At 68.6% G+C, this 13244-nt stretch carries 12 protein-coding genes; 7 read left to right on the plus strand and 5 right to left on the minus strand.

What is annotated here, in order from left to right:
• The first annotated feature begins 7 nt into the window (after nt 1-7).
• The gene (locus tag IG196_RS21610) at nt 8-1621 is read left to right on the plus strand and encodes a class I adenylate-forming enzyme family protein (protein WP_192192948.1); all 1614 of its coding nucleotides are present in this window, start codon (nt 8-10) and stop codon (nt 1619-1621) included.
• A gap of 7 nt (nt 1622-1628) precedes the next feature.
• On the opposite strand, the gene IG196_RS21615 is transcribed toward IG196_RS21610, so the two are convergent.
• From IG196_RS21615 to IG196_RS21625, 3 genes are read right to left on the minus strand one after another with little or no spacing between them, the layout of a single operon-like run.
• Complete coding sequence (locus IG196_RS21615) at nt 1629-3173, minus strand: acyl-CoA synthetase (protein WP_192192949.1); 1545 nt, start codon at nt 3171-3173, stop codon at nt 1629-1631.
• Between the two features lie 5 nt (nt 3174-3178).
• Nucleotides 3179-4315 carry a DUF5938 domain-containing protein gene (locus IG196_RS21620; RefSeq protein ID WP_192192950.1) on the minus strand — a complete coding sequence of 379 codons (1137 nt, stop codon included), beginning with the start codon at nt 4313-4315 and terminating at the stop codon, nt 3179-3181.
• A 23-nt stretch (nt 4316-4338) separates the two neighbouring features.
• Nucleotides 4339-5142: an SDR family NAD(P)-dependent oxidoreductase gene (locus IG196_RS21625; RefSeq protein ID WP_192192951.1), complete on the minus strand. Its 804-nt coding sequence runs from the start codon at nt 5140-5142 to the stop codon at nt 4339-4341.
• 202 nt (nt 5143-5344) lie between these two features.
• On the opposite strand from IG196_RS21625, the gene IG196_RS21630 reads away from it, so the two are divergent.
• The 3 genes from IG196_RS21630 (at nt 5345) to IG196_RS21640 (ending at nt 7770) form a co-directional block, all read left to right on the plus strand.
• On the plus strand, nt 5345-6031 hold the full coding sequence (locus IG196_RS21630; protein ID WP_192192952.1) for a TetR/AcrR family transcriptional regulator: 687 nt from the start codon (nt 5345-5347) through the stop codon (nt 6029-6031).
• Nucleotides 6032-6038: 7 nt separating this feature from the next.
• On the plus strand, nt 6039-7001 hold the full coding sequence (locus tag IG196_RS21635; RefSeq protein WP_192192953.1) for a TIGR03571 family LLM class oxidoreductase: 963 nt from the start codon (nt 6039-6041) through the stop codon (nt 6999-7001).
• A gap of 64 nt (nt 7002-7065) precedes the next feature.
• Nucleotides 7066-7770 carry a glutathione S-transferase N-terminal domain-containing protein gene (locus IG196_RS21640; RefSeq protein WP_192192954.1) on the plus strand — a complete coding sequence of 235 codons (705 nt, stop codon included), beginning with the start codon at nt 7066-7068 and terminating at the stop codon, nt 7768-7770.
• Nucleotides 7771-7791: 21 nt separating this feature from the next.
• Here IG196_RS21640 and IG196_RS21645 read toward each other — a convergent pair whose 3' ends face one another.
• Both IG196_RS21645 and IG196_RS21650 read right to left on the minus strand, forming a co-directional pair.
• Complete coding sequence (locus IG196_RS21645; protein ID WP_192192955.1) at nt 7792-9471, minus strand: cyclic peptide export ABC transporter; 1680 nt, start codon at nt 9469-9471, stop codon at nt 7792-7794.
• A 94-nt stretch (nt 9472-9565) separates the two neighbouring features.
• Entirely contained in the window at nt 9566-9799 is a 234-nt protein-coding gene (locus tag IG196_RS21650) for a hypothetical protein (RefSeq protein ID WP_192192956.1), read from the minus strand.
• A gap of 168 nt (nt 9800-9967) precedes the next feature.
• Between IG196_RS21650 and fhuF the strand changes: the two genes are divergently transcribed.
• The 3 genes from fhuF (at nt 9968) to IG196_RS21665 (ending at nt 13232) form a co-directional block, all read left to right on the plus strand.
• Nucleotides 9968-10753, plus strand: coding sequence for a siderophore-iron reductase FhuF (gene fhuF, locus IG196_RS21655; protein WP_192192957.1), 786 nt, complete (start codon nt 9968-9970; stop codon nt 10751-10753).
• A gap of 66 nt (nt 10754-10819) precedes the next feature.
• Nucleotides 10820-11926: a GNAT family N-acetyltransferase gene (locus IG196_RS21660; RefSeq protein ID WP_192192958.1), complete on the plus strand. Its 1107-nt coding sequence runs from the start codon at nt 10820-10822 to the stop codon at nt 11924-11926.
• A complete protein-coding gene (locus IG196_RS21665) occupies nt 11913-13232 on the plus strand; it encodes a lysine N(6)-hydroxylase/L-ornithine N(5)-oxygenase family protein (RefSeq protein WP_192192959.1) in 1320 nt (439 codons plus the stop codon). The genes IG196_RS21660 and IG196_RS21665 overlap by 14 nt, the downstream gene beginning before the upstream one ends.
• The last annotated feature ends 12 nt before the right edge of the window (nt 13233-13244 follow it).

Below are 13244 nucleotides of genomic sequence, written 5' to 3' on the forward strand. Positions count from 1 at the left end.
CGACGCCATGCCCGCCGCCCGCCCAGAGACCGCACCCTCGCCTTCCTCTTTCCAGCGCATCGCCCGCATTGCGCTGGGCGACGTGATCCACCGCAGCGCGCGGCGCTTCGGCGCGCGCACCGCGCTGATCGAGGGCGAGCACCGCATGAGCTACACCGAGCTCGACGCTGCATCGAACCGCTTCGCGCACCACCTGCTGGGCCTTGGCCTGGCCAGCGGCGAGCGCGTGGGCATGCTGTGCAACAACTCGATCGAGATGGTGGTCGCGCTGCTCGGCATCCAGAAGGCGGGGCTGGTGTGGGTGCCGATCAACACGGCGCTCGCGGTCGAGGCCATCGGCTACATCCTCGAACACGCCGAGGTGCGGCACCTCGTGATCGACACCGCGCTGCACGCCAAACCCGAACTGCGCCAGCTGCTCGACACCGCGGCCGTCTCGCCGCTGCTGTGCGTGCTCGACGGCGACACGCCACCACCCGGCGTGCCCACCGTGGCGCAAGCCATCGCGCAAGGCCCGGCCACGCTGCCCGATGTGGCCATCGACACCAACCAGCTCGCACTCATCATGTACACCAGCGGCACCACCGGCCGGCAGAAGGGCGTGATGCATTCGCACGCCTCGGTGCATTCGGTGCTGATGAGCAACATGCTCGAATGGGGCGGCAGCCCCACGCGCCACGATGTGTGGAGCAACGTGCTGCCGCTCTTTCATTGCGGGCAGCACACGGTGCTGATGTCGGCGCTCGCGGTGGGCGGCACGAACGTCATCCTGCGCGGCTTCGACCCCGGCGCGATGCTCGCGGCCATCGAGCGCCACCAGATCACGGTGACGGTCGGGCTGCCGATGATGTACGGCGCGCTGCTGGCGCACCCGCAGCGCGCATCGCGCGACCTGTCGAGCCTGCGGCTGTGCGTGTATGCGATGGCGCCGATGTCGCGCACGCTGCTGCTGCGCCTGCTCGACACCTTCTGCCCCAACTTCGCGCTGGCCTCGGGGCAGACCGAGATGTACCCCGGCGCCACCATCTTCGAAACCCATCAGCAGCGCGAGCGCTTCGGCTCGTACTGGGGCGTGGGCACGATGGTGAACGAGGTCGCGGTGATGGGCGACGAGGGCGAGCTGCTCGCACCGAATCAGGTCGGCGAAATCGTCTTTCGTGGACCGAACGTGATGCTCGGCTACTACAAGGACCCGCAGGCCACGGCCAATGCACAGCGCTTCGGCTGGCACCACTCGGGCGACCTGGGCACGCTCGACGATGGCGGGCAGCTGATCTTTCTCGACCGGCTCAAGGACATGGTCAAGTCGGGCGGCGAGAACGTGCCCTCGCTCAAGGTCGAGGAGGTGCTGCTGCGCCACCCGGCCGTGCTCAACGCCGCGGTGGTCGGCCTGCCGCACGAGCGCTGGGGCGAGGCCATCACGGCCTTCGTCACGCGCCGGCCCGATGCGCCGGCGGAGTTCTCGGCGGCCGCGCTCACGGCGCATTGCAAGGAACACCTCGGCGGCTTCGAGGTGCCGAAGGACATCGTCTTCCTGCCCGCGCTGCCGATGACCTCGACGGGCAAGATCCAGAAGTTCGAACTGCGCCAGGCCCACCAGGGGCACTACCAGCGCGACTGAATCAGCATCAAGGCGACTGCAGCTTCTGCAGAAGCGACGCCCGCACTTCCTTCTTGAGCACCTTGCCGACCTTGGAGCGCGGCAGGTCGGCCCACACCTCGACCTGCTTGGGCGCCTTCACGCTGCCGATGCGCGACTTGACGAAGGTCTTGATCGCCTCGGCATCCACGCTGCGGCCCGCATGCAGCTGCAGCACGGCCACCACGCGCTCGCCCCACTTCTCGTCGGGCAGGCCGACGACCGCGCTGTCCTGCACGTCGGGGTGCTGCATCAGCACCTGTTCGACCTCGGCGGAGTAGACGTTGAAGCCGCCCGAGATGATCATGTCCTTGGCACGGTCGACGATGAACAGGAAGCCGTCGGCATCGAGGTAGCCGATGTCGCCCGTGTGATGCCAGCCGTGGCGCGAGGCCTCCTGTGTGGCCTTCGGGTCCTTGTAGTAGCCGCGCATCACGAGCGAGCCGCGCACCACGATCTCGCCGCTCTCGCTTGTCGGCAACAAGGTGCCCTCGCCGTTCATGATGCCGACCTGCACCAGCGGCCCAGGCCGTCCCGCCGAGGCCAGGCGCTGGCGGGCCACCGAACCATCGGCGTTGAAGTGGTCGCGCGGCGGCATCATCGAGACCATCATCGGCGCCTCGGTCTGGCCGAAGAGCTGTGCCATGACGGGACCGATCTTGTCGAGCGCCTCTTCGAGCCGCGCGGCCGACATGGGTGCGGCGCCGTACCAGAAGCATTGCAGCGAGTCGCGCTTCGTCTGCGCCAGTTCCGGGTGCTGCAGCAGCATGTAGATCAGCGTCGGCGGCAGGAAGGTGTGGGTGACGCGTCGGCGCTCGATGAGCGCGAGGAACTCGCTCAGGTCGGGCTTGGGCATGATGACCACGCGCCCGCCCAGCGCCATCACCGGCAGGCACAACACGCCGGCCGCATGCGTGAGCGGCGCGAGCGCCAGGTACACGGGCCGGCCTTCGAAGGGATAGCCCATGAGCGTCAGCGCCGACATGGCCTCGAGGTTGCCGCCCGAGAGCATCACGCCCTTGGGCTGGCCGGTGGTGCCACCGGTGCCGGCGATCATGGCCACGTCGTCGGGCGGTGCGATGTCGATCGGCGCATCGTCCAGACCGTCGAGCCATTCATCCATCGAAGGCGCAAAGGCCTGCTTCTGGTCGAGGCACACCAGCGCCTTCAGTTGCGGCAGCTGCGCGCGCATCTGCTCGACCATGGGCGCGTAGTTGCTGTGGAACACGAGGCACGCGCAATCGAAGGCATCGAGCACGAAGGCGTTCTCGCTGGCTTCGTTGCGCGGGTTGATCGGGCACCACACGCAGCCGGCGCGCGAGATGCCGAACACCGTGGCGAAAGCCATGGCGTCGTTGCTCGAGAGCACCGCCACCTTGCTCCCCGGCGCGATGCCGGCGCGCTGCAGGCCGCGTGCCACGCGCCAGCTGACGCGCTGCACCTGCGCATAGCTCAGGTCGGCGTCGCCCATGGTGAGGCATGGCGAATCGGCGCCCTGCTGGGCGCCTTTGTCGAGGTAGTCGACGAGGCGCATGGGGGTCAGCCCATCCGCGTGAGCACGGGTTCCTGCACCAGCCCGAAGCTGCGCAACGCCCCCAGCAACTCGCGGTGCCCGAACGCCTGGCAGCCCGAGGCAAAGCCGGCGCGGCGCGGTGCCTGCTGCAGCAACGAGGCCGCGGCATAGGCCTGCAGCAGGCCGGTCTGCTTGTAGTTGCAGTTGCCGAAGATCACGCAATGCGCGCGGCCCAGCGGACCGGAGGCATGCACCGAATCGACGGACTTGTTGATGCGCGGGTTCTCGCGCGGCGGCATGGTGTTCATCACGCCCGCCGCCGTCTGGGCCAGCGCGGCATAGCGGTCTTCGTCGTTCATGCCTTCGGTGGCCTTGAGCGCGGCGGCCACGATCTGCGGCACGCCCATCATCAGCGGCTTGTTGAAGACGCCGCCGAGCACCTTCACGTTGGCCACGCGCGGATCGCGCTTGAACCACACGGGGTGCGAGGTGCCGCCCCAGGGCAATGCCAATGCGGCTTCGTGCTGGCCCGGAATCGACAGGTGGTACAGGCCCGCGTCGGGTTGCCACTCGACGTACTGGTTCTGCTCCAGGAAGAAGGCCTTCGACGTGGCCGCGTTCACCAGGATGGTCTGCGTCGACGCGATGGTCGGGCTGCCGCCCCAGAACACGGCGATGTCGAGCGTGTCCAGGCCCGGCGTTTCCAGGCACAGCTGCGCGGCGATTTCGCCGGTGGTGTACATCTGCGCCAGGCCGGGCGAGAGCAGCAGGCCCGCGGCGGCGAACTTGGCGCCGTACTGTTGGTCGAGCGTGATGAGCCAGTCTTGCTCGCCGGTGGTGTCGGTGTAGTGGCAGCCGGCGGCCAGGCAGGCATCGACCACCTCGGGGCCGAACTTGGCGAACGGCCCCACCGTGTTGAGCACCACCGAGGCGCCGGTGAAGAGCTCGGTGAGCGCCTCGACCGTGTGCGCGACCTCGACCACTTCGTAGTCGGCCGTCTCGATGCCGGGCACGTTCGACTTCATCGCGGCTTCGAGCTTCTCTGCGCTGCGACCCGCGGCAATGAAGGGGATGTGGTACTCGCGCAGGTACTCGCAGACCAGGCGCCCGGTGTAGCCGGAGGCGCCGTAGACGACGACGGGTTTCTTTTTGCTGCTGCTCATGTTCTTTGCTCCTTGTTGATCGCTCACATGCCCATGCCACCGTCCACCGCGAGGCCCGCGCCGGTGATGAACCGGGCCGCATCGGAGCAGAGGAAGACCACCACGTCGGCCATGTCGCCGACCTCGCCGAGGCGGCCCAGCGGCGTCTGGCCGATGACATCGCCCACGGCGGCCTCGACGCTGGGCGCAAGCCCGGCGGCCACGATGTCGTTGGCGAGCTTCATGCCCATGTCAGTGGGCACCAGCCCGGGGTAGATGCAGTTGACGCGCACGCCGTAGCCCAGCTTGCCGGACTCCATGGCCGCCACGCGCGTGGCGCGGTCAACCGCCGACTTGGTCGCCGAGTAGCCGGAAATGGCAGGAAAGGCGATGGTGGCCGCGACCGAAGCGATGTTGACCACCGCACCGCCGCCGCCTGCGCTGCCGCCGGGACGCATGGCGCGAAAGGCGTGCTTCATGCCCAGCAGCGTGCCGGCCACGTTCACGTCGAGCATGCGGCGCAGGTCGTCGCCGTCAACGTCGATCACCAGCGAGGTGATCTCGATGCCGGCGTTGTTGACCAGGATGTCGAAGCCGCCGAGTGCCTTCACCGTGGCTTCGGTGGCAGCCGCCCAGTCGCCGTCCTTCGTGACGTCGAGCGGGACGAAGCCCACCTTCGCCCCTTCGGCCGAGAGCCGCTGCGCGGTCTCCTTCCCAAGGTCGGCGAGCACGTCGCCGATCATCACCGACGCACCCGCTTGCGCCAGTGCTTGTGCAATGCCCGCGCCGATGCCGCGCGCACCACCCGTCACCAGGGCCTTGCGCCCCGTCAAGTCGAACTTGGCCATCACTTGTCTCCTGTGGATATGTTTATGAGATGGAGCGGCCATGCTAGGAATCGACTTGACGAGTGTCAAGAATTTTTTTGACGACTGCCCAAATTTCGTAAAATGCCTCTGGAATGCACGTACGAGGGATTTCCCACGCCGCGTGCTATGGTTTGCAATCACCAGGAAACACAGCGGCCGGCACTCTGCGGCCTGGCTAGAAATGACCACTCATTCACGGGTAAAGAAGCACACCGGGCGGGTGCAGAAGGCGCCGGCCGACAAGTTCGCGGAGCGCCGCGCCGAACTCGGCGAAGCCGCCCTCACCACGCTGGCCACGCTCGGCTACGCGCGCACCAGCCTGCGTGAAATTGCGCAGAACTCCGAGTTCTCGCACGGCGTGCTGCACTACTACTTCAGCGACAAGGTCGACCTCATCGTCTGCAGCGTCAAGCAGTACAAGGCGCGCTGCGTCACGCGCTACGACCACGCGGTCGACACCGCCACCACCTACGACGAGCTCATGGAAGGCTTCCTGCAGAGCCTGGGCGACACGCTGCAGGGCGAAGGCCACGTGCACCGGCTCTGGTACGACCTGCGTTCGCAGGCGCTGTTTGAAGCCGCGTTCCACGACGACGTGGTGGAAATCGACAAGAGCCTCGAAGACATGATCTGGCGCATCATGAGCCGCTTCGCCGAACTCTCGGGCCAAGACCCCGGCCTGCCGCCCTCGGCCTGCTACGCGCTCTTCGACGGGTTGTTCCTGCAGGCGCTGCTCAAGCACCTCTCGGGCGATGCGAAGGCCATTGCCGACATGCAGGCCGATGTGCGGCAGTCGATCGAGCGGCTGTTTGCCGCGCCCGCCAAGGCCACGCCCTCCACGTCCTCTCCCCGCAAGCGCCGCGCCTGACGCCGCCATGGCGCCGTTCAACACTGCCTACCGGCAGACGCTGCTCGCCGGGCGGCTCACCCTGGGCCTGATGACGCCGCTGGCGCGCCCGCACGGGGCGATGGCCGACCCCGCGATCGAACTGCACCTGGCCCGCCTGGCCGACACCCTCGGCTTTGCCGCGCTGTGGACGCGCGACGTGCCGGTGATGCTGCCGCAGGGCGAAGCGACCGCGGTGCTCGATGAGCCCTTTGTCTGGCTCACCGCACTGGCCGCCGCCACGCAGCGCATCGCGCTCGGCACCGCCGCCGCCGTGCTGCCGCTGCGCCATCCGCTGCATGTGGCCAAGGCGGCGCTCTCGCTCAACCGCCTCTCGAACGACCGCTTCATCCTCGGCCTGGGCTCGGGCGATCGCGAGGCCGAGTTCGCCATCTTCCAGCAGGACATCGCGCTGCTCGGCGACGTCTTCCGCGAACGCTGGAACCTCGTGCGCTCGGCGCTCTCGCCCGATGCGAGCGACCGCGCCGCACTGCACGAAGCCACCGGCGGCCACGACCTCATGGCGCCGCCCGCCGCGCGCATCGGCATGCTGGTGGTGGGCTCGGCGCGCCAGTCGCTGCAGTGGACCGCCGCCCACGCCGACGGCTGGGCCACCTACCACCGCGACGAAGCGCGCCAGCAGGGCCGCATCGGCCTGTGGCAGACCGCGCTGCGCGAACGCGCGGGTGGTGAGGCCAAGCCCTTCATTCAATCGCTGCAGCTCGACCTGCTGGACGACGCCGACGCGCCCGCCGAACCCATCGAACTCGGCCTGCGCACGGGACGCCATGCGCTCGTCGACTACCTCGACCGCATGGAAGACGCTGGCGTCGCCCATGTGCTGCTGAACCTCGCGCGCAGCAGCCCGCGGCCCGCACTGGACATCGTCGACGAGCTCGGCCGCGAGGTGCTGCCGCGCCTGCAAGGCCATGCGCGCACATCGCCAGCCTGAGCCGGGCAGAATCCGGCGCTCGCCGTTGTTGCCCCTCTCCCACGGACTCCCAAGGACCCGCCCCATGACCGATCTCTCGCACTTCCCCATCACGAAGAAATGGCCCGCGCAGCACCCTGAGCGCCTGCAGCTGTATTCGCTGCCCACGCCCAACGGCGTGAAGGTGTCGATCCTGCTGGAGGAAACCGGCCTGCCCTACGAGCCGCACCTCGTGAGCTTCGAGACCAACGACCAGATGTCGCCGGAATTCCTGTCGCTCAACCCGAACAACAAGATCCCCGCCATCCTCGACCCCAACGGCCCGGGTGGCCAGCCGCTGGCGCTGTTCGAATCGGGCGCCATCCTGCTGTACATCGCCGAAAAGACCGGCCAGTTCATCCCCAAGGATGCGGCGGCCCGCTACGAAACCATCCAGTGGGTGATGTTCCAGATGGGCGGCATCGGCCCGATGTTCGGCCAGCTCGGCTTCTTCAACAAGTTCGCCGGCAAGGCCTACGAAGACAAGCGCCCGCGCGACCGCTACGTGGCCGAATCGAAGCGCCTGCTCGGCGTGCTCGACAAGCACCTGGCCGACCGCGCATGGATCATGGGCGACAGCTACACCATCGCCGACATCGCGACCTTCCCGTGGGTGCGCAACCTGATCGGCTTCTACGAGGCCGGCGACCTCGTGGGCTTCAGCGATTTCAAGAACGTCGCGCGCGTGCTCGAGGCCTTCGTGGCGCGGCCCGCCGTGGTGAAGGGCCTGGGGATTCCGGCGCGGGGCTGAGGCCCCTGCCACCGACGCCCGTCAAGCCGCGAGGCTCGGCGCCGGTGCCTCCGTGGCCTGCGCGATGCGCCCGGCCTTCATGTGGACGATGCGGTCGGCCACATGGAAATAACGGTCGTCGTGCGAGATGACCACGAGCGAGTGCCCCTTGGCGCGCAACTCCGGCAGCAGCTCGGTGTAGAACAAGTGGCGGAACGCCGGGTCCTGGTCGGCCGCCCATTCGTCGAACACCAGCACCGGCCGGCCTTCGAGGTACGCATGCACCAGCGCCAGCCGCTTGCGCTGGCCGGTCGACAGGTCGGTGGTGCTGAAGGCGCCGTCCTTCACCGACACCTTGTGCGCGATCTCCAGGCGCTGCAGGTAGGGCAAGGCGGTTTCAGGCAGCGCCTGATGACCGCCCTCTTCGCCGGCCACGAGGTCTTCGAACAGATAGAAATCCGAGAACACGGTGGTGAAGAGCTGGCGGTAGTCGTCGCGCGTCTCGGGCGTCACGGCCTTGCCGTCGAGCAGCAGCTCGCCCGCCACCGGCGCGTACAGGCCCAACAGCAGCTTGATGAGCGTGGTCTTGCCCGAGCCGTTGTCGCCGACGATGAAGACGATCTCGCGGCGGCCGATGCACAAATCCACCGGACCGAGCACGAAGGGCTCCGCGCCCTCCACCGCCGGGAACGCATAGCGCGCGCCGCGCAGTTCGATGGCGTCGTGCAGCACGGGCGTGGCGGGCGGCGCGTGCAGGTCCAGGTGCGGCTCCGGCGTGGCGAAGCGGGCCGACAGGTCGCCGATGCGCTCGAAGGCCACCTTCGCACGCCCCAGATGCGGCAGGGCTGCCACCACCTGGTCGAGCGGCCCCTTCAGGAACAGCAGCACCAGCACGAAGCCGCTGAGCACGACCGGCGCGGTGTCGCGGAACGCGGCCCAGCCGAGGATCAGCGCAATCAGCAGGAAGAACAACGCCGAGCCGAAGGACGAGGCCAGCACGAAGATGTTGATGGCGCGGCGGTTGATGTCGTGGATGCGCTCGACCGTGTGCGCCACCTGCTGTTCGTACACCTTGGCGCGGCGCGCGCGGTGCATGCGCAGCTCCTTCGCGCCTTCGCTGATGCCGCGGTAGGCCTTGTGCAGCGCTTCTTCTTGTTCACGCGCCTTGAAGAAGCCCGAGATGCCGCGCACATGCGCGAGGCTCTGCACGGTGATGCCCACGAGCAGCGCCGCCAGCAACAAGCCGAACAGCGGCGGCGAGAGCCAGGCCAGGTAGCCCAGGCAGCCGAAGGACACAGCCAGCGCGATCATGGTCGAGGCCAGCATGAAGGCCACGTCGCTGATCATGTCAACGTCCTGCGTGAGCACGGGCATCAGGCGGTGCATGCGGTAGCGTTCGAGCGCATCGATCGGCGCCGCAAGGATCTTCAGCGCCAGGCTCTTGCGCACCTGCGCCACGAGCCGCTGGCCGACCACGTTGTTCGACATGTCGGAAGTGGCACGCCCGACCAGTGCCACCACGCACAGGCCGATGAAGGTCAGCAGCAGCCCGCCGGCCAGGCCGCCGGGGCGGTGCAGCACCTGGTTGATGGTCGCCAGCAGCGCGACGGTCGCCACGCCCGCGCCGATGCCGGTCACGGTCGACAGCGCGATCCACGGGAAGTAGGGCCGCAACAGCCGGACGAGTTCGGACGCGGGGGCGCTGGCGGGTGTGATGTTCATGCGGCGGACGGTTCGTTGCAAAGGGAGATGGGCTCCCTGCAATGACGTTCGGCGCGGCCGGTTGTTTAGGAAAGCGAGACCGACGGACGGCCGACTATTGCAGCAGCGGCTGCGCCCCTGCCTCGCGCGCGGCCTCCACCACCGAGGCGCCGGCCAGCGCCCACAGCGTCAGGGCCTCGTCGAGCGCGCGCACGTGGCGCGGGTCCTGGCCGAGCCAGGCCACGAGCTGCTCGGCGCGCTCGGGCGACGGCGCATCGTGCAGCTCGCGAAAAAGCCGCCAGGCCATGCTGAAGGCCGGATCGGAGGGACGGTGTCTCGGGAAGCTCATGGGGATTCGCACGCCTGCACTGCTGTCGATGAGTGAGTAGACGCTCCGTGGCGCACGCTGTTTAGGCGCGGCACCACGGCGGACTAAATTTCCGGGCCGGCGGCGCGTCTCCTGTTGCATGCCTTCGTGCCTTCTTCACGCCTCCCACGCCGCCTTCGGCCTCGCCCCGTGATCCCCCTGCTCGCGCCGATCTTCCAGGGCGAGTGGGCGCCGTACGGCGAAACGCTGGCCTGCGCCGCGCACCCGCCACCCGACGCCGTGCGCGTGGCCGACCTGCTGGCCGACCCGCCGCGCCTGCTGGCGCTGCTGCGCCTCAAGGCGCGCACGCTGAACATGCCGGAACGCGACCTGCGCGCGGTCGCGTCCGCCTGGAGCATGAATTACCTGCATGCGCTGCTGCCGCCCGTGGCTGCGGCCGCGAGCCTGTTGCAGCACGGCTTTCCGGTCACGCCCGAGCAGGTCTGGGTGTCGCTCGATGATGCAGACGGCGACCCGGAGTGCTTCCACATCACCGACATGGGCACGCCGCGCCCCGGCACCGACACCGCCGCGCGCTACGACGTGCTGCTGTGGACGCACCTGGCGCCCCTGTTCGCGCGGCTGACGCAGCTCACGCGCCTGGCGCCCAAAATCCTCTGGGGCAACGCCGTGCGCTACCTCGAGCCAGTGCTGGAAGAAGGCCTGCGAATGAGCGGCCAGGCGCCCGCCGTGGCCGCCGACCTCGAGCACCTGCTGCACCGCCCGACCTGGCCGCAATCGGGCGGCGAGGCGCGCGACAACCCGATGTTCATGCCCGCGCGCCGCGGCGTGCGCGTGGCCGACCGCAGCGCGCCGCCCGTCACGCTGTATCGGCAGTGCTGCCTCTGCTACCTCGTGCCGCGGCTGGGCTACTGCGGCGCGTGTCCGCTCTCGCCGGCGTTCGAGCGCGAGCGCTGTGCCAGCACCGCCGACTAAACATCCGGCCGCAGCCCGCGTCTTCCTTCTACATCCCACACATCGACCACAGCACGGAGGTTTTCCTTGGCCGCCCACGACACTGCATGGCGCTTTCACGCGCATCCCGAAGGCCGGGTGCTGGACGTCCGGCTGGAAGGCACCGCGCTCAAGGTGACACCGCACGACGGCGACCGCCACAGCAGCACCTGGGCCCTGCGCGAGCAGCCCGGCAAGCCGCGCCTCGAATGGCTGGGCGCGTGCGCGGGCGAGCCTGACGAAGCGCACCTGCTGGCGGCGATCGAGGCGGCCTTCCAGCGCCACCCGGCCGCGCGCCACTTGGCGCTGCAATCGCCATTGCCGAGCGGCACGCGACTCGTGGACGCGGGCATCGTCACGCCGGCCGAGGGCGCGCTGCCCACGGTCGCGCGCGAGGCCTTCTGGCAGTGGCCGCGCGCCTGGCTTCCGCAGCCGCGCGAGCCCTTCGCCCAGCGCTTCGTCGTCACGCAGGGCAAGCGCCATCCGCTGCGCCCCGCCAAGCCGCAAGGCACGGTGTACCGCCGTCACATCCCGTGGCTGAACCAGACGCTCACGCTCGACACGGTCGACATCGAACGCGACCTGCCCGCTTTCAACCGCTGGATGAACGACCCCGTGGTCGCCCACTTCTGGGAAGAGGAAGGCGACCTTGCGCGCCACCGCCAGTACCTCGAAGGCATTGCGGCCGACCCGCGCGTGACCGGCCTCGTCGGCCGCTTCGATGGCGAGCCTTTTGGCTACTTCGAAGCCTACTGGGCGAAGGAAGACCGCATCGCGCCGTTCTACGACGCCGCCGACCACGACCGCGGCTGGCACGCGTTGGTGGGCGAGGCGCGCTTTCGCGGCAAGCCCTTTCTCACGGCCTGGATGCCGTCGGTGTCGCACTACCTCTTCCTGGACGATGCGCGCACGCAGCGCCTGGTGATCGAGCCGCGCGCCGACAACGAAAAAATGATCCGGAGCCTGGGCCGCTGTGGCTACGCCCATGTGAAGGAGTTCGACTTTCCGCACAAGCGCGCCCTGCTGGGCGTGCTGTGGCGCGAGCGTTTCTTCGGCGAGGCGCTGTGGATTCCGCGCGCCGAACCCACCGCCGCTTCGCCGGCCCCGGCTCGTCGACACGAGCCATCCCTGGAGGACATCCATGCAAATCCATGACCTGATCGGCGTCGGCTTCGGCCCGTCCAACATCGCACTGGCCATTGCGCTCGACGAGAAGCGCCAGAAGGGCCACTTCGTCGATGCGCTGTTCATCGAGAAGCAGCCCGGCTTCGTCTGGCACCGCAACATGCTGCTGGACAACGCACACATGCAGATCTCGTTCCTGAAGGACCTGGCGACGCTGCGCAATCCGTCGAGCCGCTTCACCTTTTTGAACTACCTGCATGAGAAAGAGCGCCTGCAGGACTTCATCAACCTCAAGAGCTTTTTCCCGAGCCGCCACGAGTTCAACGACTACCTCGGCTGGGCCGCGGCGCAGTTCGAAGACCGCTGCGCCTACGGCGAGGCCGTGTTCGAGGTGGTGCCCGAAATGAAGGGCGACGAGGTCTCGCTGCTGCGCGTGCGCTCGCGCGACGCCAACGGCGCGGTGCGCGAGCGCCTGGCGCGCAACCTGGTGGTGAGCGTGGGCGGCGTGGCGAACATTCCGGCGCGCTTCCAGCCGCTGAAGGACGACGGCCGGGTTTTCCATTCGAGCACCTACCTGGAGGCCATTGCCCGCCACCCGGGCGCCGACCGCATCGCCATCGTGGGCGCGGGCCAGAGCGCGGCCGAGATCTTCATGGACCTGCAGTCGCACCCCGCGAAGCCGCAGGTCGACCTGATCATGCGTGCGCGTTCCATCAAGCCCTCGGACGACAGCCCGTTCGTGAACGAGATCTTCAACACCGACTTCACCGACTTCGTATTCAACCGCTCGGTGAACGAGCGCGCCGAGCTGCTCGAAGAGTTCTGGCACACCAACTACGCGGCGCCCGACCTGGAGCTGATCCAGCAGATCTTCAACGTGTTCTACCGCCAGCGCGTGGCCGGCTCGACACGCCACAGCTTCCTGCGGCGGCACGAGGTGTCGGCCGTGCGCGCCGCGCAGGACGGCATCCACCTGTCGCTGCACGACCTGAACACCGGCGCGCGCCTCGACAAAGCCTACGACGCCGTCGTGCTCGCCACCGGCTACGCGCGCGACGCGCACCGCACGCTGCTGGCACCGCTGGCGCCCTACCTGGGCGATTTCTCGGTCGACCGCGACTACCGCGTGCAGGGCACGCCGGCGCTGCGCCCGGGCATCTTCCTGCAGGGCGCCTGCGAGACCAGCCACGGCCTGAGCGACACGCTGCTGTCGGTCACCGCCATCCGCTCCGACGAGATCGGCCAAGCGCTGCTCAACGCCACGCCGCGGCACACGGCGCAGGCGCCACAGGTGCCGGCCGTAGAGCGGCCCGCCCACGCCGCGCCCGTGGTTTAGCCCCCTGGATGC

This window comes from Variovorax sp. 38R, assembly GCF_014843395.1.
GTDB lineage: Bacteria > Pseudomonadota > Gammaproteobacteria > Burkholderiales > Burkholderiaceae_C > Variovorax > Variovorax paradoxus_H.